Origin of the sequence: Arthrobacter sp. UM1 (genome assembly GCF_020483305.1) — a bacterium.
GTDB lineage: Bacteria > Actinomycetota > Actinomycetes > Actinomycetales > Micrococcaceae > Falsarthrobacter.
This window is the reverse complement of record NZ_JACWAB010000001.1, coordinates 54,000-73,147: the sequence shown is the minus strand read 5'-3', so window position 1 is coordinate 73,147 and position 19,148 is coordinate 54,000. Positions and strand designations below refer to the sequence as shown.

General features: G+C 70.4%; 18 protein-coding genes and 1 pseudogene. 3 read left to right on the top strand and 16 right to left on the bottom strand.

Going from position 1 to position 19,148, the window contains the following annotated elements:
* Nucleotides 1-34: 34 nt before the first annotated feature.
* The 12 genes and pseudogenes from H9I38_RS00345 to H9I38_RS00290 all read right to left on the bottom strand — a co-directional run bounded on the left by H9I38_RS00345 (nucleotide 35) and on the right by H9I38_RS00290 (nucleotide 10,772).
* Entirely contained in the window at nucleotides 35-331 is a 297-nt protein-coding gene (locus H9I38_RS00345; RefSeq protein WP_226336651.1) for a F0F1 ATP synthase subunit epsilon, read from the bottom strand.
* Between the two features lie 2 nt (nucleotides 332-333).
* A complete protein-coding gene (atpD, locus tag H9I38_RS00340) occupies nucleotides 334-1,794 on the bottom strand; it encodes a F0F1 ATP synthase subunit beta (protein WP_226336650.1) in 1,461 nt (486 codons plus the stop codon).
* A gap of 72 nt (nucleotides 1,795-1,866) precedes the next feature.
* Nucleotides 1,867-2,763 (bottom strand): F0F1 ATP synthase subunit gamma, encoded by an 897-nt coding sequence (locus H9I38_RS00335; protein WP_226336649.1) that lies wholly within the window; start codon nucleotides 2,761-2,763, stop codon nucleotides 1,867-1,869.
* 92 nt (nucleotides 2,764-2,855) lie between these two features.
* Nucleotides 2,856-4,388: pseudogene (atpA, locus tag H9I38_RS00330) on the bottom strand (F0F1 ATP synthase subunit alpha); the annotation flags it as partial.
* Between the two features lie 109 nt (nucleotides 4,389-4,497).
* Nucleotides 4,498-5,307 carry a F0F1 ATP synthase subunit delta gene (locus tag H9I38_RS00325; protein ID WP_226336648.1) on the bottom strand — a complete coding sequence of 270 codons (810 nt, stop codon included), beginning with the start codon at nucleotides 5,305-5,307 and terminating at the stop codon, nucleotides 4,498-4,500.
* Nucleotides 5,304-5,858, bottom strand: coding sequence for a F0F1 ATP synthase subunit B (locus tag H9I38_RS00320; RefSeq protein ID WP_226336647.1), 555 nt, complete (start codon nucleotides 5,856-5,858; stop codon nucleotides 5,304-5,306). The genes H9I38_RS00325 and H9I38_RS00320 overlap by 4 nt, the downstream gene beginning before the upstream one ends.
* Before the next feature lie 56 nt (nucleotides 5,859-5,914).
* Nucleotides 5,915-6,121 carry an ATP synthase F0 subunit C gene (atpE, locus tag H9I38_RS00315; protein ID WP_226336646.1) on the bottom strand — a complete coding sequence of 69 codons (207 nt, stop codon included), beginning with the start codon at nucleotides 6,119-6,121 and terminating at the stop codon, nucleotides 5,915-5,917.
* 112 nt (nucleotides 6,122-6,233) lie between these two features.
* On the bottom strand, nucleotides 6,234-7,028 hold the full coding sequence (atpB, locus tag H9I38_RS00310; protein ID WP_226336645.1) for a F0F1 ATP synthase subunit A: 795 nt from the start codon (nucleotides 7,026-7,028) through the stop codon (nucleotides 6,234-6,236).
* A gap of 170 nt (nucleotides 7,029-7,198) precedes the next feature.
* Entirely contained in the window at nucleotides 7,199-7,426 is a 228-nt protein-coding gene (locus H9I38_RS00305) for a hypothetical protein (protein ID WP_226336644.1), read from the bottom strand.
* A 25-nt stretch (nucleotides 7,427-7,451) separates the two neighbouring features.
* Nucleotides 7,452-7,910 (bottom strand): hypothetical protein, encoded by a 459-nt coding sequence (locus tag H9I38_RS00300; RefSeq protein ID WP_226336643.1) that lies wholly within the window; start codon nucleotides 7,908-7,910, stop codon nucleotides 7,452-7,454.
* Nucleotides 7,907-8,938 (bottom strand): UDP-phosphate glycosyltransferase, encoded by a 1,032-nt coding sequence (locus H9I38_RS00295; RefSeq protein ID WP_226336642.1) that lies wholly within the window; start codon nucleotides 8,936-8,938, stop codon nucleotides 7,907-7,909. The genes H9I38_RS00300 and H9I38_RS00295 overlap by 4 nt, the downstream gene beginning before the upstream one ends.
* Nucleotides 8,939-8,945: 7 nt before the next feature.
* Nucleotides 8,946-10,772: a polysaccharide biosynthesis protein gene (locus tag H9I38_RS00290; protein WP_226336641.1), complete on the bottom strand. Its 1,827-nt coding sequence runs from the start codon at nucleotides 10,770-10,772 to the stop codon at nucleotides 8,946-8,948.
* Between the two features lie 178 nt (nucleotides 10,773-10,950).
* Here H9I38_RS00290 and H9I38_RS00285 point away from each other — a divergent pair, with 178 nt between their 5' ends.
* The 3 genes from H9I38_RS00285 to H9I38_RS00275 are packed head-to-tail and all read left to right on the top strand — an operon-like array spanning nucleotide 10,951 to nucleotide 14,089.
* Nucleotides 10,951-11,904 carry a glycosyltransferase gene (locus H9I38_RS00285; RefSeq protein WP_226336640.1) on the top strand — a complete coding sequence of 318 codons (954 nt, stop codon included), beginning with the start codon at nucleotides 10,951-10,953 and terminating at the stop codon, nucleotides 11,902-11,904.
* The gene (locus H9I38_RS00280; protein ID WP_226336639.1) at nucleotides 11,901-13,028 is read left to right on the top strand and encodes a glycosyltransferase; all 1,128 of its coding nucleotides are present in this window, start codon (nucleotides 11,901-11,903) and stop codon (nucleotides 13,026-13,028) included. Before H9I38_RS00285 ends, H9I38_RS00280 begins: the two co-directional genes overlap by 4 nt.
* Nucleotides 13,025-14,089 carry an NAD-dependent epimerase/dehydratase family protein gene (locus H9I38_RS00275; RefSeq protein WP_226336638.1) on the top strand — a complete coding sequence of 355 codons (1,065 nt, stop codon included), beginning with the start codon at nucleotides 13,025-13,027 and terminating at the stop codon, nucleotides 14,087-14,089. The genes H9I38_RS00280 and H9I38_RS00275 overlap by 4 nt, the downstream gene beginning before the upstream one ends.
* Nucleotides 14,090-14,092: 3 nt before the next feature.
* On the opposite strand, the gene H9I38_RS00270 is transcribed toward H9I38_RS00275, so the two are convergent.
* The 4 genes from H9I38_RS00270 to rho are packed head-to-tail and all read right to left on the bottom strand — an operon-like array spanning nucleotide 14,093 to nucleotide 19,094.
* Nucleotides 14,093-14,881, bottom strand: coding sequence for an L-threonylcarbamoyladenylate synthase (locus H9I38_RS00270; RefSeq protein ID WP_413463492.1), 789 nt, complete (start codon nucleotides 14,879-14,881; stop codon nucleotides 14,093-14,095).
* Nucleotides 14,878-15,813 (bottom strand): peptide chain release factor N(5)-glutamine methyltransferase, encoded by a 936-nt coding sequence (gene prmC, locus H9I38_RS00265; protein ID WP_226336637.1) that lies wholly within the window; start codon nucleotides 15,811-15,813, stop codon nucleotides 14,878-14,880. Before prmC ends, H9I38_RS00270 begins: the two co-directional genes overlap by 4 nt.
* Nucleotides 15,810-16,892, bottom strand: coding sequence for a peptide chain release factor 1 (gene prfA / locus H9I38_RS00260; RefSeq protein ID WP_226336636.1), 1,083 nt, complete (start codon nucleotides 16,890-16,892; stop codon nucleotides 15,810-15,812). Before prfA ends, prmC begins: the two co-directional genes overlap by 4 nt.
* 33 nt (nucleotides 16,893-16,925) lie before the next feature.
* Nucleotides 16,926-19,094, bottom strand: coding sequence for a transcription termination factor Rho (rho, locus tag H9I38_RS00255; RefSeq protein ID WP_226336635.1), 2,169 nt, complete (start codon nucleotides 19,092-19,094; stop codon nucleotides 16,926-16,928).
* Between the last annotated feature and the right edge of the window lie 54 nt (nucleotides 19,095-19,148).

The window sequence follows — 19,148 nt, the reverse complement described above, 5'->3', positions numbered from 1 at the left end:
GTTGTTCGGGTCAGCGTTTCACCGCGTCCCGGCGTCAGAGGCTGCTGGCGGCCGGCGCATCCACCGGCTTGCAGTCGTCTGCCACCACGATGACTCGGCCGTCCTCGCCCTCGACGGACATGAACCCGCCGTTGGCGTGGAAGAACTCGCGCTGGCCGTTGGCACCGGCCACCATCAGCTCGCCCTCGCCGAGGACGGCCAGCATGGGCTGGTGCCCCGGGAGGATGCCGACCTCGCCCTCGCTGGTGCGCACGCGCACCATCGAGGCCGGGCCGGACCAGACGGAGGAGTCCGGCGCGACGATGTCTACGTGGAGTTCCTTCGCAGCCATGATCAGTTGGTCGACTTCTGGATCTCGGCCCACTGGCGCTCGACGTCGTCCATGCCGCCGACGTTGAAGAACGCCTGCTCGGCGATGTGGTCGACGTCGCCGTCGCAGATGGCCTTGAAGCCCTCGATCGTGTCCTTGATGGAGACGGTCGAGCCCTCGACGCCGGTGAACTGCTTCGCCGTGTAGGTGTTCTGCGAGAGGAACTGCTGGATGCGGCGGGCACGGGACACCGTGACCTTGTCCTCTTCGGAGAGCTCGTCCACGCCGAGGATGGCGATGATGTCCTGGAGCTCCTTGTTCTTCTGCAGGATCTGCTTGACGCGCACGGCCGTGTTGTAGTGGTCGTGCCCGATGTACTGCGGATCCAGGATGCGGGAGGTCGAGGTCAGCGGGTCCACGGCCGGGTAGAGGCCGCGGGACGCGATCTCGCGGGAGAGCTCCGTGGTCGCGTCGAGGTGCGCGAACGTGGTGGCCGGCGCCGGGTCCGTGTAGTCGTCAGCAGGGACGTAGATCGCCTGCATCGACGTGATGGAGTGGCCGCGCGTCGAGGTGATGCGCTCCTGGAGGAGGCCCATCTCGTCAGCGAGGTTCGGCTGGTAGCCCACCGCGGACGGCATGCGGCCGAGGAGGGTGGAGACCTCCGAGCCCGCCTGCGTGAAGCGGAAGATGTTGTCGATGAAGAGGAGCACGTCCTGCTTCTGCACGTCGCGGAAGTACTCGGCCATCGTGAGGGCCGAGAGGGCGACGCGCAGGCGCGTTCCCGGCGGCTCGTCCATCTGGCCGAACACGAGGGCGGTGTCCTTGAGGACGCCCGCCTCCTCCATCTCGACCCAGAGGTCGTTGCCCTCACGGGTGCGCTCGCCGACGCCGGCGAACACGGACGTGCCGCCGAAGTTGCGGGCGACACGGGTGATCATCTCCTGGATGAGAACGGTCTTGCCCACGCCGGCGCCGCCGAAGAGGCCGATCTTGCCGCCCTTGATGTACGGCGTCAGGAGGTCGATGACCTTGATGCCCGTCTCGAGCATCTCCGTGGAGCCCTCGAGCTGAGCGAAGCTCGGAGCCTTGCGGTGGATCGGCCAGCGCTCGGAGACCTGGATCTCCGAGTTGTCGACGTCCAGGGAGTCGCCGAGGACGTTGAAGATGTGGCCCTTGACGCCGTCGCCCACCGGGACGGAGATCGAGTCGCCCGTGTCCTGGACGAGGGCGCCGCGGACGAGGCCGTCCGTGGCCTGCAGGGAGATCGCGCGGACGAGGTTGTCGCCGAGGTGCTGCGACGTCTCGAAGGTGATCTTGTGCTCTTCACCGTGCATGGTCACGGTGGTGGTCAGTGCGTTGTAGATCTCCGGCATCGCGTTCGAGGGGAACTCGACATCGACAACCGGGCCGATGACACGGACGATGCGTCCCGTGGCACCAGAAGGAGCTGCAAGCTCAACATGCTCAGCAGTTGGGGCAGTCATCTCTCTCACTTCTCTGTTGTTGGCAATTGTGGTCAGTGGAGCCGGGCGCTGGCCGCCGCGGCGGGACGATGGCTAGGCGCTGAGCGCGTCTGCGCCGGCGACGATCTCGGACAGCTCCTGCGTGATCTCCGCCTGGCGGGCGTTGTTGCGCAGTCGCGTGAACTTCTTGATGAGCTCGCCGGCGTTGTCGCCTGCAGCCTTCATGGCGCGCTGGCGGGCCGCCAGCTCGCTGGCCGCTGCGAGAAGCATGGCCACATAGACCTTCGACTCGATGTAGCGGGGCATGAGCTCGTCGAGGACGCTGTACGCGTCCGGCTCGAACTCGAAGAGCGGGAGCGGGCCCTTGGAGCCTGCCTCGGCCTCCTCCTGCTGCTCCTTGGTCATCGGAAGGAGCTTCCCGGAGGTCGGCTCCTGCGTGACCATCGAGTCGAATCGGGTGTAGACGAGGTGGACGTCGTCGACGCCGCCCTCCTCCGCGCCCTTGACGAACTCCTCGAGGAGCTTCTCCCCGATCTCGACGGCGGTCTCGTGCACCGGAGCGTCCGTGTGTCCGCTCCAGAAGCCCTTGTACTCCCGCTGGCGGAAGTCGAAGTAGGCCTGCCCCTTGCGGCCGTAGAGGTAGACGTCGACCTCCTGGCCGCGGGAGCGCAGATCCTCGATGAGGGCCTCGGCCTCCTTGATGACGGACGAGGAGTACGAGCCGGCGAGGCCGCGGTCGCTCGTCATGATCAGGACGGCCGAGCGCTTGACGTCAGCGCGCTGCGTCGTCAGCGTGTGGTCGATGTCGGTCTGCGCCGACACGGCGGCCACGGCGCGGGAAATCGCGTCCGCGTACGGACCGCTGGCCGAGACGCGCTGGCGCGCCTTGCCGATGCGGGACGTCGCGATCAGCTCCATGGCCTTGAAGATCTTGGCCATCGACTGGGTCGACTTGATCTTCTCGCGGTAGACCCGGATCTGGGCTCCCATGCTGTTCCTTTCTCGACGGGCTGCCCGCGGCGCCCGAAGGCGCCGCGGACGGCCGTGTCAGCGGCCTACTTGGAGGACGACTCGCTCGGCTGGAAGCCGCGCTTGAACTCGTCCATCTGGGACTTGAGCTCGTCCAGCGTGGAGTCCTCCAGCTTGCCGGTCTGCTCGATCGTGGTGAGCACCTGGCTGCGGTGGCGCAGGTGCTCGAGGAGCTCCGCCTCGAAGCGGCCGACCTCGGAGACCGGGACCTCGTCCAGGTGGCCGTTCGTGCCGGCCCACACGGAGACGACCTGCTCGGCGACCGGGTACGGCTTGTACTGGCCCTGCTTGAGCAGCTCCATGAGGCGGGCGCCACGGGTCAGCTGCTGGCGGGAGGCCGCGTCGAGGTCCGACGCGAACATCGCGAACGCCTGCATGTCGCGGTACTGCGCCAGCGAGAGCTTCAGCGTGCCGGAGACCTTCTTCATGGCCTTGACCTGTGCGGCGCCGCCGACGCGGGAGACCGAGACGCCGACGTCCACGGCCGGGCGCTGGTTGGCGTTGAAGAGGTCCGACTGCAGGAAGATCTGGCCGTCGGTGATGGAGATGACGTTGGTCGGGATGAACGCCGAGACGTCGTTGGCCTTCGTCTCGATGATCGGCAGACCCGTCATCGAGCCCGCGCCCAGCTCGTCCGAGAGCTTCGCGCAGCGCTCGAGGAGGCGGGAGTGCAGGTAGAAGACGTCGCCCGGGTAGGCCTCGCGTCCCGGCGGACGGCGGAGGAGGAGGGAGACGGCGCGGTAGGCCTCGGCCTGCTTCGAGAGGTCGTCGAAGACGATGAGGACGTGCTTGCCGCCGTACATCCAGTGCTGGCCGATCGCCGAGCCCGCGTAGGGGGCGAGGTACTTGAAGCCGGCCGGATCGGACGCCGGGGAGGCGACGATCGTGGTGTACTCGAGCGCGCCGTTCTCCTCGAGGGTCTGGCGCACGGCCGCGATGGTCGAGGCTTTCTGGCCGATGGCGACGTAGATGCAGCGGACCTGCTTGTTGACGTCGCCCGACTCCCAGTTGGCGCGCTGGTTGATGATGGCGTCCACCGCGATGGCGGTCTTGCCCGTCTGGCGGTCGCCGATGATGAGCTGGCGCTGTCCGCGGCCGATCGGGATCATGGCGTCGATCGCCTTGATGCCGGTCTGCAGCGGCTCGTGCACCGACTTGCGCTCGGTGACGCCCGGGGCCTGGAGCTCGAGGGCGCGGCGGCCCTCGGGCACGATCTCGCCCAGGTCGTCGATCGGCTGGCCGAGGGGGTCCACGACGCGGCCGAGGAAGTTGTCGCCCACCGGGATCGAGAGGATCTCTCCGGTGCGCTGGACCTCCTGGCCCTCCTCGATGTTCGTGTAGTCGCCGAGGACGACGACGCCGATCTCGCGGGTGTCGAGGTTCTGGGCGAGGCCCAGCGTGCCGTCCTCGAAGCGAACGAGCTCGTTCGCCATGACGGACGGAAGTCCCTCGACGCGAACGATTCCGTCGCTCGCGGTGATGACGCGGCCGACCTCGACGCGGTCTGCCGTGCCGGGCTCGTAGGACGCCGCGAACTCGTTCAACGCATTGCGGACGTCATCGGCATTGATGGTCAATTCGGCCATCTGTGCTCCCTGCTCTCCGTATCTAGGGATCCTGCGCCGCTCTGGGGAGAGCGGATCGGATCGACGTGTGTAGCTTGGGCGCCGGCGGTCCGCCGACGCCAGGTGGTGACTAGCTCGCTAGCCGCTGCTTGAGGCGGTTGATGCGGGCGACGACGGAGGAGTCGATGACCTCGTCTCCCACGGTCACTCGCACGCCGCCGATGAGCGACGGGAGCGTCGTCGCGTTGATCTTCAGTTCGCGGCCGAAGACCCGGGTGAGGGACTCGGCCAAACGCTGACTCTGCTCCGGAGTCAGCTCCTGCGACGTTTCCACGTGGGCGACCCACAGGTTGTGGCGGGCTGCCACATACTGCGCGAAGCGCTCCACGAGGGTGACGACCTTGAGGCCACGCGGGTGCATGACCGCCTGCTCGAGCAAGACCTGGGCCGGCTCGGAGTCACGCTCCGTCAGGCGACGGGCCAGCGTGCGGCGCGCCTCCCCGGAGGCGGTGGCACGGCTGAGCGCGCCCTGGAGCTCGTGGCTCTCCTCCACCGTGTTGGCGAAGGCGAACAGCTCGTTCTCCAGGCGTCCGATACCGGACTCGCCCTCGCGCTCGGCGACGAACGCGGCAGCGTCCACGCCGAGGGTCTCGAACGTGTCCACGAAGTCCCGCAGCGAGGAGTAGCGAGCGGACGCCACATGCTGCGCGGCTGCGGAGACCGTCTCCGAGACCTGCGATCCGAGGACCCGGCCGAAGAGCGCCGCGCGGTCCGCCGGCTCGCGCGAGGGATCCGTCAGCGCGCGCTGGAGACCCGGGTTCGCGTCGAGGACGTTGAGGACGGAGAAGAACTCCTTGGCCGTCTCCAGCGTCAGCTCAGACCGGCGGCTCTCGAGGTACGCCCGAGCCGATGCCAGTGATTCACTCGAAACAGACGTCATGACCGCGCTGCACCTGCGTTCGACTCGGTCTCGAGGTCCGCGATGAAGCGGTCCACGACCCGCTGCGAGCGGGCGTCGTCATTGAGGGCCTCCCCCACGATCTTGCTCGCGAGCTGCGTGGCCAGCGTGCCGACCTCGCTGCGGAGCGAGACGACGGCGGCCTGGCGCTCGGACTCGATCTGGAGGTGGGCCTGCTCGGTGATGCGCTGGGCGTCAGCGGCGGCCTTCTCCTTGAGCTCGGCGAGGATCTGGGCGCCCTCGCTCCGCGCGTCCTCGCGGATGCGGTTGGCCTCGACACGGGCGTCAGCAAGCTGGCGCTCGTACTCGGCGAGCTTGGCATCCGCCTCGGCCTGAGCCTTCTCAGCGCGCTCGAGACCGCCCTCGATGGCCTCCACGCGGGCCTGGTAGGCCTTCTCGAAGGCCGGGGCCACGTACTTGATGACGAGGAACAGGAGGACGCCGAAGGTGACCAGCGAGACAAGCACTTCCCAGAAGTTGGGAATGAGCGGGTTGCTCGCGCCCTCGCCCAGGATCAGAAGCGATCCGTTCATAGTTCACCCTTCCTTAGGGTCAACGAGCTCCGGGGAGCTCTGGGGTTCCTCGGGGCTTACTTGATGATGAAGGCGAAGACGAGGCCGAGGATGGCAAGGGCCTCAACGAGGGCGAAGCCGAGGAGGGCGATCTGGTTGAGGACCGGGCGGGACTCCGGCTGGCGGGCGACGCCGTTGATGTACGCGGCGAAGATGAGGCCGACGCCGATGGCCGAACCGATGGCGGCGAGACCGTAACCGACGAGGTTGAGGGAGCCAGTCATTGATTTTCCTTTCGGTACCAAGGGATTTCCCTGGAGGTGTAGGGAGGTCCTTCCCCCATGGTGGGGGAAAACTATGAAACTTGAGAAGCGTTCGCCGGGTCAGGCGAGCGGGTCAGTGGTTGTCCGCGTGCTCCGCGCCCTGGATGTAGATGGCCGTGAGCAGAGTGAACACGAACGCCTGGAGGACCATGATGAGGGCCTCGAGCAGGCCCATGGCGACGGATCCGCCGATGACGAGGATGCCCGTGCCCTTGAGGAAGAGGTTCTCCTGGACGGCGATGAGGTAGTGGGCGCCGGTGCCGGCGAGCGTCACGATCATGTGGCCGGCGAGCATGGTGGCCATGAGTCGCAGCGAGTGGGTCAGCGGGCGCACCACGAAGTTGGAGAGGATCTCGATGGGCACCAGGATGAAGAGGAGGGCGAACGGAACGCCGGAGGGAACGACCATGAGCTTGAAGAAGCCGAGGCCGTGCTTCTTGATGCCGACGCCGATCCAGGTCAGGTACACCACAGCCGCCAGAGCGTAGGCGCTGCCCGCGTGGGAGAAGGTGGGGAGCTGGAGGACCGGGATGAGCCCGAAGAGGTTGTTCACGAGGACGAAGAAGAAGATCGCGAACAGCAGGGGAACCCACTTGAGGAAGCCCTGGCCGATGATCTCGCGTCCGAGGCTGTTGCGGACGAACTCGTAGCCGGACTCTCCGATGAACTGGAGCTTGCCGGGGACCATGGAGCCCTTGCGGATGGCGAGCCGGAAGAACGCCACGATGAGGACCACCGAGAGGATCATCAGCAGCATCTGCTTCGAGAACGCGAAGTCCCCGATGTGGAAGAGCGGGGGCAGGTGCATGTCATCCAAGGTGGGAGGCGTGAACTTCTCCCCCTCGGCCGGGAGTGCAAGCGCGAGCAACGCGTTTCCTCTCTGCTGTGTCCATCATCGGGCAACATCCGAGCGCCGCAGGGCGCCAGCATGTGGTCGAAGGAGCGCTGCGAACGTCATCCGCGCGGCTCCACTCGGCCTGCCGATCCGCTCGCCTTCGAGCGGGCCGACCAGCGCCTCGGTGTCACCCATCCTGACGTTCAGCGCGCATCCGGTTCCGCGGACGACTGCTTCTCCGCAGCCGAGGGACCGGCTTCACGCTCGTCAAGCTGCTGACGAAGCTTGGCCATGTAGATTCCGCCTGCGATTCCAACCGCCAGGCCAACGAACTTCAGGAAGTTCATCCCGAACAACGCATCCAGCCCCCAGCCTATCAAAAACCATGCGAGGACACCGCCAAGAACGTACTGAAGGAGGTACTTTGCCATACCCTGATTCTCCCCGATCCGCGCCCTACGCGTCTTCATCGCTCGAGTAGAGCGGCACCCGGGAGGCGCCGACGGAGCGGAACTGCACCAGCTGCCACGCCGCCACCGCCGCGAGAGCCCCGGCTCCCACCCAGATCCCGGAGGCCCAGGAAGGGATGCCGACCATGAGGAAGAGGACGGCCACCACGAAGAACTTGAGCACGTACAGCCCCATCCCGAGCAGCACGAGCGAGTCCGGAGCGCGTCGGGCGGCGAGCGCCAGGATCACGGCCGAGACGGCGAAAGAGGCCCAGACGATCCCGATCCCGAGCATCGCGGACGGAGCCGCCGCCCGGTCCGGCGTCAGCCAGAGGGAGCAGGCCAGCACGGCGAGAGCCAGAGATGCGGCCGTGCCGTCCCTCAGCTGGCCCCAGTGCTGGCGAGAGAGGGCGAGCGCCGCATCCCTGCGGCCGTCAGAGAGACCGCGCTGTGCGGCTCCGGTCATGAGGCGCTTCCTTTCCGGCCTGCGAAGCGGCCGAGGGCCCACGGCAGGCTGAGGTAGACGAGGACGAGCAGGACGGTGGCGAAGGCCGCCGGGTTGACCGGCTGGTCGCCCGCCGCCGCGCCGAGCGAGCCGAACCAGCAGGCGAGCGCGGTGCACCCCACCACGGTGAGGGCGGAGCCGACATGGCTCATCCCGACATCCGTCAGGCGCTGGTAGACGTGCTCCCGGTGGGGCTGCGTCCACGGCTTCCCCTCGAGGATGCGCCGCGCCAGGGTGAAGCCGGTGTCCGCGAGGTACACGAGGAAGGGCGCCACCACGGACTCGACGTGCACCCCGGCGAAGAAAGCCCCGAAGGCCATCGCGGCCAGCGCTCCCCCGAGCAGGTAGGAGCCCGCGTCCCCCATGAAGGAGGCCGGCCACCGGAACCAGCCGAAGTTCCACGGGAGGAAGCCCACGTAGGCGGCGGCGACGACGAGGCCTCCGACGGTGAGCCACGTGAGGCCCGACTCCGCCCCGAGCAGGGCGAACCAGCCTCCCGCCACGAGACCGTACAGGCCGGAGATCCCGTTGACTCCGTCCATGAAGTTCACGGCGTTGACGAGTGCGGGCACGCCCACGGCCCCCACGGCAGCGAACCAGGGCGAGACGCCCGCGGCGTCCGCCATCCACGCCGTGACGCCCACGCCGAGCAGGACCTGCACGAGGAAGCGCGGGCCGACCCCCACCCCCCAGAGGTCCTCGGCCCACCCGAGACCGCCGCACACCGTTCCCGAGACGAGCACAGCCCAGGCGAGTGGCTGCTCGCGCACCGACGGGGAGAGCGCCAGGACGAGGGCGAAGACGAGGACGAACGCCGCCGCGCACGCGATCCCCAGGCCGCGGACCACGGTCCCCACATGGGACGAGCGCGCGCTCGCGACGTCGACCACGCCCATCGACTCGAGCCAGGGGCGCAGGAGGGTCGGCGAGAGCACGGAGATCCCGAGGGCCGCGACGGCGGCGAGGGCGAGGACGGCGTCTGAGGTCATCGCGGACTTAGCGGTCCCGCCGGGCCACGCGAAGGGTCTCCGTGGCGGGCTGGGAAGCGCGGCCCTGCCGGAAGAGGTCGAGGTCCAGCTCGTCCGGGGACAGGGGGCTGACCGCGGCGTGCGAGATGAGGGGGTGGAACGGCGTCGTCGTCGTCTCATCCTCCCGCACGAGCACCTCGGTGAGCTTCTCGCCGGGGCGGAGGCCGGTCAGCTCGATCTCGATCTCGCGGCCGGAGAGTGCGATGAGCTGGCGGGCGACGTCGATGATCTTGACCGGCTGGCCCATGTTGAGGATGAGGACCTCTCCACCGCGGCCCACCGCGCCGGCCTGGAGCACCAGGCTCGTGGCCTCGGGGATGGTCATGAAGAAGCGCTCGACGCGCTCGTCGGTCACGGTGACCGGACCGCCGCGCTCGATCTGCTGGGCGAAGAGCGGCAGCACCGAGCCCCGCGAGCCGAGGACGTTGCCGAAGCGGACCGAGACGTAGCGGCCCCCGCTCACCTGCGCCGCCCAGGCCGTGAGGCGCTCGCCGAGGCGCTTGGCGTGGCCCAGGGCCGTCGAGGGGTCCGCGGCCTTGTCCGTGGAGATGTTGACGAACGTGCCCGTTCCGGCGTTCATCGCCGCGATGAGGACGTTGGCGGTGCCGAGCACGTTGGTCTTCCACGCCTCGAGCGGGTACTGCTCCAGCAGGGGCACGTGCTTGAGGGCCGCCGCGTGGAAGACCACGTCCGGGCGCCGGGACGTGAAGACCTCCTCGAGGGCCCGCGAGTCCCGGATGTCCGCCAGGACGGTCTCCGAGCCGGTGAGCAGGCCGGAGCCGGTCAGCGAGATGGCGGTGGCCTGCATCGCGGACTCGTCCCGCTCGAGGAGGATGAGCTCGGACGGGCCGAGCTCGGCGACGTGCCGGCAGATCTCCGAGCCGATCGAGCCGCCGGCGCCCGTGACGAGGACGCGCCGCCCCTCGATGTAGGAGCGCAGGCTCGGCACGTCGAGGTCCACGGGCGTGCGTCCGAGCAGGTCCTCCATCCGCACCTCGGTGAGCTGCCGCGAGAGGTCCTCCTCGCCCGGATCGAGGATCTCGGCGAGGCGGGGCATCTGCATGAGGCGGGCGCCCGTGCCCGCGATGCTCTCGGTCAGCGAGCGCAGGAGAGACGGGTCGGCGTGGGCGACGGCGACGACGACGGCGTCCGCCCTGTGCCGCTCGACGAGCTCTCTCAGGGACTTCCGGGTGCCGACGACCGGCACGGAGGCGACGCGGAGGTACTTCTTGTGGGGGTCGTCGTCGACGAGCCCGACCACCTGGAACTGGCCCGAGGGGTCCTTCATCATCTGGTTGACGAGGCCGCTGCCGAGGAATCCCGCGCCGAAGACGAGCACGCGCTGGGCGGCCGCCGCCGGACGGGCCCGCCCCTCCACGTACATCCGCTTGAGGTAGCGGGCCGCGCCCATGAAGAGGCACGCGAACGGGAAGGCGATGATCCCGGACGAGCGGGGGATGTCGAGCGCGAGACCGAAGAAGATGCTCGTGACGACGAGGACGGCCGCCACCGTGCCGATGACGACGATGAGCAGCCGCAGCTCGTCGAAGCTGCCGAAGGGGTACTTGCCCCGGTACAGGCCCGCCAGATGGCCCACGACGAGCTGGGCGAGGACGGCGATCCCCGTGAAGACGGCGTAGCCTGCCCAGTCGATCGTGTCCACGGTGAGCTCGTAGCGCAGGACGAGGCCGAGGATGACGGCCACGGCCCAGCAGAGGGCGTCGATGATCCGCTGGTAGACAAGCCACCGGACCGGCCGTTCCCCGGGTGCGAACGAACGGGTCAGAGGGCTCATGGCGGTGCTTCTCTCCTCGACGTCGGGCGTCCCAGCGCCCACACTCTCTGCGGCCACTTGAGACTGGTGTGCCACCCCGCCAATATTAGACAAGCAGTCCGTTGAATTCCGCACGGTCCCCTGCACGACGCGCCCGTAGACGCGATTCGGCGTCCGGCCCCTGACGAAAGCGAGCCCCATGGCACTCACCCGGGAGGCACGGGTCTCCGTGGCCGCCGTGACCTTCGACCGCCCGAAGGAGGTCGGAGCCCTCCTCGACGCGCTCGCAGCCCAGTCCCATCCGATCGCCCGGATCTCCATCGTGGACTCGGGGACGCGCCCCGCGTCCGCCGTCGCCGAGGCACGGCGCGAGCGCCTCTCCGAGCGCGGCACCGAGCTGGACTGGGTGCGCAGCGAGGCGAACCTCGGGGGCGCCGGCGGGTTCTCGCTCGCCATCCTCCACGCCCTCGCCTCCGGCGCGGAGTGGGTGTGGATCCTCGACGACGACGCCCACCCCGAGGACGCCGCCTGCCTCGAGACCCTGGCCCGGGAGGCCGAGGAGCGGGATCTCGACGCGGTCCTGCCCATCGTGGCCGCCCCCGAGGACGCGAGCCGCCTCTCCTTCGGCTTCCGGATCGACGGCCGCCTCGAGTTCGAGCGGACCGCCGTGGAGCGGGCCGGCTTCCTCCCGGGAGTGGGGCACTTCTTCAACGGTGCGCTCGTGCGCCGGGAGGTCTTCTTCCGGGTGGGGCTCCCAGACCTCAAGCTCTTCATCCGAGGGGACGAGACGGACTTCATGGTCCGGCTGCGCAAGGCAGGCGTCCCGTTCGGCACGGTGGCGAGCACGGCCCTCACCCATCCCACGGGCTGGGGCGAGGTGCGGCACGTGCTCGGCGACCGCTGGCACGTGCTCATCCCGGACAGCGAGATGAAGCGGGAGAACTTCTTCCGCAACCGCGGCTACCTCATCCGCCGCCACCGCCGGGTCAAGTCGTTCATCGCCGACGCGGTGGGCTACCCCGTGCACTTCGCGAGGACGCGGGACGCGGAAGGCTTCCGGGCCTGGGCCCGTCCCTTCCTCGACGGACTGCGCGGCCGCGGCTTCCGGGCCCCGGCGGCCCGCGTGCGGGACGACGACGGGGACCGCGCGTGAGCTTCCCCCGCCCCCTCACGGCTCCCTACGCCGGCTCCCCCGCCCTCTGCCCCTCCTCGACCATCGCCGTGGTCACCACCTACAACCGGCGCGCGATGCTGACGCGGCTGCTCGAGTCCATCGCCGCCGATCCGAGCCCGGTGGCCGCGGTCGTCGTCGTCGACAACGCCTCCACGGACGGGACCGACGCGCTCCTCGCGGGCCTCGACGGGCGCCTCGCCCGGGAGAACGGCGAGGACGTGCCGGTCTTCGCGCACCGGATGGCGAGCAACACGGGCGGCTCCGGCGGGTTCCGGGCCGGCATGGAGATCGCGCTGTCGTCGGCTCTGGACGGAATCGCGGAGCGCGGGCGGCGCTGGCTGTGGCTCATGGACGACGACGTGGAGCTCATCCCCGGCGGCCTCGCCCGGCTGAGCGAGCGCGGGCTCAAGGCGGACCTCGTCCACGGCACGCGGCTCACGGCCGAGGGCGCGCCGTTCTTCTGGCGCCACCGGTTCGACCCCGCCACCGGCATCCACCTCCCGCTTCCCGAGCCCGAGCGCAGCGCCCCGGAGGCGGAGACGAACGTGGCGTGCTTCGAGGGAGCGCTCGTCTCGGCGCGGACGGCCGACCTCGTGGGGCTGCCGGACAGCCGCTTCTTCATCAACTCGGACGACACGGTCTACGGGTACGAGGCCTCGCGGCGGGTGCGGGTGATCGTGACGGACGAGCCGCTGCTGCGCAAGACCCGCGTCCACTCGAGCGTGGACCTGGGCCCGCGCCACCTCAACGACGCCTCGGACCTCTCCCGCTACTACGCCGTGCGCAACCGCGCCCTCATGCGGGAGCACCTCGCGGCGGCGGGGACGCTCAGCCCGGCTGCGTTCGGGGCGGGCACAGCCCTGACCGTGGCCAAGGAGCTCGCCCGTCTCGCGCTCGTGGAGGTCCCTGCGCAGCTGCGGGGGCCGGAGCGCCCCTCGCTCGGCGCCACCGCCCGGCGGGCCGGAGCCTCGGTGCGGAGCATCGCCCGCGGTCTCGGGGCGGCGCGCTCGCTCCGCCGGGAGCTCGGCGGGGAGTCCGGTCCGGAGCCGGACGCCCGCGGCGGCCGTGCGTCCGAATCCGCTCCGAAGGGGGCGGGCTCGTGATCATCGGGCTTCTCGGCGCCTCGGGATTTGTGGGACGTCACGTCCGCGCCGAGGCCGAGCGACGCGGGCACACGGTGCTCACGGCTCAGGCGCCCCGCCTCGACGTCCCAGCGCCCTCAGGCGTCGGCCGAGCATGGAAGCGCGCATCGCTTGCGGCGTGGGCGGGTGCGTGCGCGCAGGAGCTCGAGTCGCTCGCCGGCTCGGAGGAGGCCGAGCGGCTGAGACTGCTGGGCACCGAGTCCGACGTCATCGTCAACGCCGCCGGGCTCGCCTCCCCCGAGGGGCACGAGCTCTCCTCGCTCATGGGGGCCAACGCCCTCCTTCCGGCGATGCTCGCGGTCCAGTCCGGCGCTCCGCTGCTGCACCTCTCCTCCGCTGCCGTGCTCGGCGCGGGCACTCTGCACGCCCGGCCGGAGACCGCGCCGTTCTCCGACTACTCCGCCTCCAAGGCGCTCGGCGAGCGGCTTGTCCGCGAGCACGGCCGGATGCCCGCGTGCGTCCTGCGCGCCACGAGCGTCCAGGGCCCCGAGCGCCCGACGACGCAGCGGTTCGCCGCCTTCGCCCGCTCTCGCTGGGCCGGCTGCGCGGAGGACGCGCCCACCCCGCTCACGAGCGCGGCCTCGCTGGCGAGACTCGTCACGGGGATCGCGGAGGATCTCGCCGAGAGCCGCTCCGTTCCGGAAACCGTCCTGCAGCCGTGGGAAGGAGCCACCACGCTCTCGGCCATCCGGGCGGCGCGGGGACACGGCTCGGCTGTCCCGATGCACATCCCCCGGACGCTGGCGAGGCTCGCCGTCCGAGCCGGGCACGCCCTCGGAACAGCCCTGGGCAGCGGCGCGGCCCGCGGAGACGGCTCGGGGCGCGCCGCGCACGCGGCCGGACGCGTGGGACAGCGCGCTGCGGCTGTGACGCGACGGGCCGAGCTGCTCTGGTTCGGGCAGGCCCAAGAGGACGCGTGGCCTCGCGCGGCAGAGCTCGCAGGTGCTCGCGAAGTCCTCGACGTGCTGGCCCAGGCCGGTCAGGCCGTCTCCGGCGGCGGCACGCGGGGTGAGCAGCCCTAGAGGCTAGTGCTCCGAGCCGCGCTCCGGAGTTCCGGGCTGCTCGGCGGCGTCCGTCTCCGGGGTCTCCGGCGCTGCCTCCTCGGCGGGCTGCCCGGCGGACTCCTCGCGGAGCTCCTCTCCGGGCTCCTCTTCAGATTCCTCGCCGAGGCCGAGGAGGCTCGGCACCACCTCCCGGAGCCGCTCGAGGCCGATCGCGCCCTGGCGGACCACGCGCAGCGTCTCCCCCGTGGCGTCGACAATCGTGGAGGGCTGATGCTCCCCCGCGCCGCGCTCGCCGTGGTCCAGGTAGACGTCCACCGTCTCGCCGAGCTGCTCCTCGGCCTCGGCCGCCGTCGTCGCCGCCGGCTGGCGGGTGCGGTTCGCCGAGGAGACGGCGAGCGGGCCGGTGAAGGCGAGGAGGTCGAGGGCGACGTCGTCTTCCGGCATCCGAACGGCCACGGTGCCCATGGCGTCGCCGAGGTCGAGGTTGACGCTCGGCTGCTGGTGGACGATCACCGTGAGCGCGCCCGGCCAGAACTCCTTGGTCAGGGCCCGGGTCTCCTCCGAGATCTCCGCGCCGATGCCGTCGAGGGCCTCGGGGCGGTGGATGAGGACCGGCGATGGCATGGAGCGGCCGCGGCCCTTGGCCGTGAGCAGGAGGCCCACCGCGTGCGGGGCGAAGGCGTCCGCGGCGATGCCGTACACGGTGTCCGTGGGCATCACGACGAGCCGCCCGTTCGAGATCGCGCTCGAGGCGGCCGCGAGGCCCTCTCTACGCTGGGAGGAGTCGTTCATGTCGAAAATCTGGCTCACGGATCCATCCTCTCACTCGAAGCCATGACCCCGGAGGTCATGCGGTCCCGTCCCGCGAGGTCGCGGTCCGTGCGGACGCCCTCGAAGCCGAGCTCCTCGAAGCGGTCCCGGAGGGGCCGGCCCTGGGTCTCGGCGTGCTCGAAGGCCACGAGCCCTCCGGGGCGGCACCACTCGGCGGCCCGCTCGGCCATGAGCACCGGGATGCGCAGGCCGTCCGGGGAGCCCCCGTAGAGGGCGCGCTCCGGGTCGGCGAGCGCCTCCGGCTGCTCCGGGCGCTCGGACTCGGGCACGTAGGGCGGGTTGGAGACGACGACGTCGAACGCGCGCTCGAACTCCGGGCGGCCCACCGTGGCGTCCGCCTCGACGAGCTCCACGCCGAGGCCGCCCCGGTTGAGCCCCTCCAGGTTGATCCGCGCCCAGTGCAGGGCCTCCGGGGAGACGTCGAGGGCGGTCACGCGGACGTCGTCGCGCTCCGTGGCGAGGGCCGCCGCGATCGCGCCGGACCCCGTGCCGAGGTCCAGCACCGAGAAGGGGCCGCGCTCCCCCGCGGCACGGCGCCGGTCCAGGTGCGCCGCGACGAGGTCCACGAGCAGCTCCGTCTCCGGGCGGGGCACCAGGCAGCCGGGGCCCACGCGGAGCTCGAGGCGCCGGAAGGGCGCCCGGCCGAGGATGTGCTGGAGCGGCTCGCGGGCGGCTCGCCGCGCGGCCATGCGCATGAGCTGCTCACGCTCGGGGTCCGCGAGCTCCCGGCCGCGAACGCGGGCGAGGGCGAGCTCCCCCGGGCTCATCCCGAGCGCCTCGCCGAGGAGGGCCCGGGCGTCAGCACCCGGCGAGTCCACGCCGGCCTCGACGAGCAGAGACTCGAGCGCCCGGGCGGCCTCCGCGAGGGAGGCGCCCGGGCGCACGGTGCCGGAAGGGGCCGGTGAGGTCACTGCTGGCTGTCGCCGAGGGCCTCGAGCCGGGCCGCCTCGTCCGCGTCGATGCAGGACTGGATGACCGCCTGGAGGTCCCCGTTGAGGACCTGGTCCAGGTTGTAGGCCTTGTAGCCCGTGCGGTGGTCCGCGATGCGGTTCTCCGGGAAGTTATACGTCCGAATGCGCTCCGAGCGGTCCATGGTGCGGATCTGCGACTTGCGCGCCTCGGCGTTCTCCGCGTCGATCTGCTCCTGCTGGTGCGCGAGGAGCCGCGAGCGGAGGACGCGCATGGCGGCCTCGCGGTTCTGCAGCTGGGACTTCTCGTTCTGCATGGCGACGACGATGCCCGTGGGCAGGTGCGTGATGCGCACCGCGGAGTCCGTCGTGTTGACGGACTGGCCGCCCGGGCCCGAGGACCGGTAGACGTCGATCTTGAGATCGTTCTGGTGGATGTCGATCTCCTCCGGCTCGTCCACCTCGGGGAGGACGAGCACGCCCGCAGCGGACGTGTGGATGCGGCCCTGCGACTCCGTCACGGGGACGCGCTGGACGCGGTGGACGCCGCCCTCGAACTTAAGGGAGGCGTAGACGCCCTCCGCCGGATCGTTGGACTTGCCGTGGACGGCCATCTGGACGTCCTTGTAGCCGCCCTGGTCCGACTCGGTGGCGGAGATGATCTCCGTCTTCCAGCCCCGGGAGGAGGCGTAGCGGTCGTACATCCGCAGCAGGTCTCCCGCGAAGAGCGCCGCCTCGTCGCCGCCTTCGCCGCCCTTGACCTCGATGATGACGTCACGGGCGTCGTTGGGATCCCGCGGGATGAGCAGTCGCCTCAGGCGCTCCTGCGCCGTCTCGAGGTCCTCCTCCATCTGCGGGATCTCCGCGGCGAGCTCCGGGTCCTCGTCCGCCAGCTCGCGAGCGGCCTCCAGGTCGTCCGTGAGCTGGGTGTACCGCTTGTGGGCCTCGGCGATGCCGGTGAGCTGCGCGTAGCGGCGCCCCAGCTTCTTGGCGAGCGACGCGTCCGCGTGGACGGCCGGGTCCGAGAGCCGGACCTGGAGCTCGGCGTGCTCGTCGAGCAGGCCCTTCACTGATTCGAACATGGTTCCCTCTTCCCTGGCGCGACGGCCGACGGATCAGTCGTCGTCGCCCTTGGAGCCGAGCGTCGTCTTCTGGACCTGCATGAGGAACTCGACGTTCGAGTTCGTCTCGCGGATCTTGTTGGTCAGAAGCTCGAGCGCCTGCTGGGTCTCGAGGCCGGAGAGCACGCGGCGGAGCTTCCACATGATCTTGACCTCCTCCTGGGAGAGCAGGTTCTCCTCGCGGCGCGTGCCGGACGCGTTGACGTCCACGGCCGGGAAGATGCGGCGGTCCGCGAGCTGGCGCGAGAGGCGGAGCTCCATGTTGCCGGTGCCCTTGAACTCCTCGAAGATGACCTCGTCCATCTTGGAGCCCGTCTCCACGAGCGCGGTGGCCAGGATGGTGAGCGAGCCGCCGTTCTCGATGTTGCGGGCCGCGCCGAAGAAGCGCTTCGGCGGGTAGAGCGCCGCCGAGTCCACACCGCCGGAGAGGATGCGGCCCGAGGCAGGCGCCGCGAGGTTGTAGGCGCGGCCCAGGCGGGTCATGGAGTCGAGGAGCACCACGACGTCCTTGCCCATCTCCACGAGGCGCTTGGCGCGCTCGATGGCGAGCTCGGCCACGGTCGTGTGGTCGTCCGCCGGGCGGTCGAAGGTCGAGGCGATGACCTCGCCCTTGACCGAGCGCTGCATGTCCGTGACCTCCTCGGGGCGCTCGTCGACGAGCACCATCATGAGGTGGACTTCCGGGTTGTTCGTCGTGATCGCGTTGGCGATCGACTGCAGGATCATCGTCTTGCCGGCCTTCGGCGGGGAGACGATGAGGCCGCGCTGGCCCTTGCCGATCGGCGAGACGAGGTCGATGACGCGCGTGCCCACCTTCTTCGGCTCGGTCTCGAGGCGCAGGCGCTCCTGCGGGTAGAGCGGGACGAGCTTGTTGAACTCGACGCGGTCCTGGTTCTCGTCCGCCGGGCGCCCGTTGATCGTCGAGACGCGCAGGAGCGCGTTGAACTTCGCGCGGTTCGAGTTGCCGCGGTTCTGCTCCTCGCCGTCCCGCGGGGCGCGGACAGCGCCGACGACGGCGTCGCCCTTGCGCATGTTGTACTTCTTGACCTGGTTCAGCGTGACGTAGACGTCCTTGGAGCCCGGGAGGTAGCCGGAGGTGCGGACGAACGCGTAGTTGTCCAGGATGTCCAGGATGCCGGCCACGGGCAGGAGGACGTCGTCCTCGGTCAGCTCCGTGTCGTCCACATCCGGGTGTCCGCCGCGGCGGCGCCGCTCGTTCCGGTCATTCCGGTTGCGGTCCCGGCGGTTGCGGCGCGAGCGGCGGCCTCCGCCGCCCTCGTCGTCGTTGTCACGGCCGCCGCGGTCGTTGCGGTCGTTGCGGTCGTTCCGGTCCGACTTGTCCTGCTTCTCGGACTTGTCGCTGCGGCCGCCGTCGTTGTTCTTGCCGCCCTCGGAGCCCTGGCCGTCCTGGTCGCCCTCGCCGCGGTTGCGGCGGTTGCGCCGGTTGCGGCCGCGCCCGGAGCGCTCGCCGTCCTTCTCGGAGGACTCGCCGCGGCCGTTCTGGTCCTTGCCGCCCTGCTCGCGGCCGTTCTGCTGCTCGCCGCCGGACTGCTGGTCTGCGCCGCCCTGCTCACGGCCTCCCTGCTTCTCGCGGCCGTTCTGCTCGCGGGACTCGTCCTTCTCCGCCGAGCCGCCCTGGCCGCTCTCGGAGAGGGCGCCCTGCTCGGAGGAGGCGCGGCGACGGCCGCGGCCGCGGCGCGAGCCGCCGTCCTGCTGCTCACCGTCCGAGCCCTGGGCGGAACCCGCGGCCTCGGCGTCCGCGGAGCGCTCGGCGCCCTCAGACTCGGTCTGGGCGCTGGCCTCCGCCTTCTTGGAGCCGCGGGAGCGGCGGGAGGGCTTCTCGCCGCCCTGGGGCTGGCCCGCCTCGCTCTGGTCGGCGCCGCTCTGGTCAGCACCGCCCTTCGCCTCGGCCTGCTGGCCGGACTTCTCGGCTGCGGCGCGGCTCTCAGCGGCGTCCTTGGCCACGATCGAGGATCCGCGCTGGTGGTCCTGGATCGCGCTCACGAGATCCGACTTGCGCATCCGCTTGGAGCCCGTGATGCCGAGCTGGGCCGCAAGATTCTGAAGCTGGGCGAGCTTGAGGCTCGCGAGTCCGGCGCCTGCGCTGGAGCGCGCAGGGGCGTTCGATTCCGTGCCTGCTTCGAGGTCGGTGGATTCGGTCACGAAGGTTCCTTCCCCCTCGTCGGGCGCCCTCGTCAGATTCGGGGCGCATGGGTG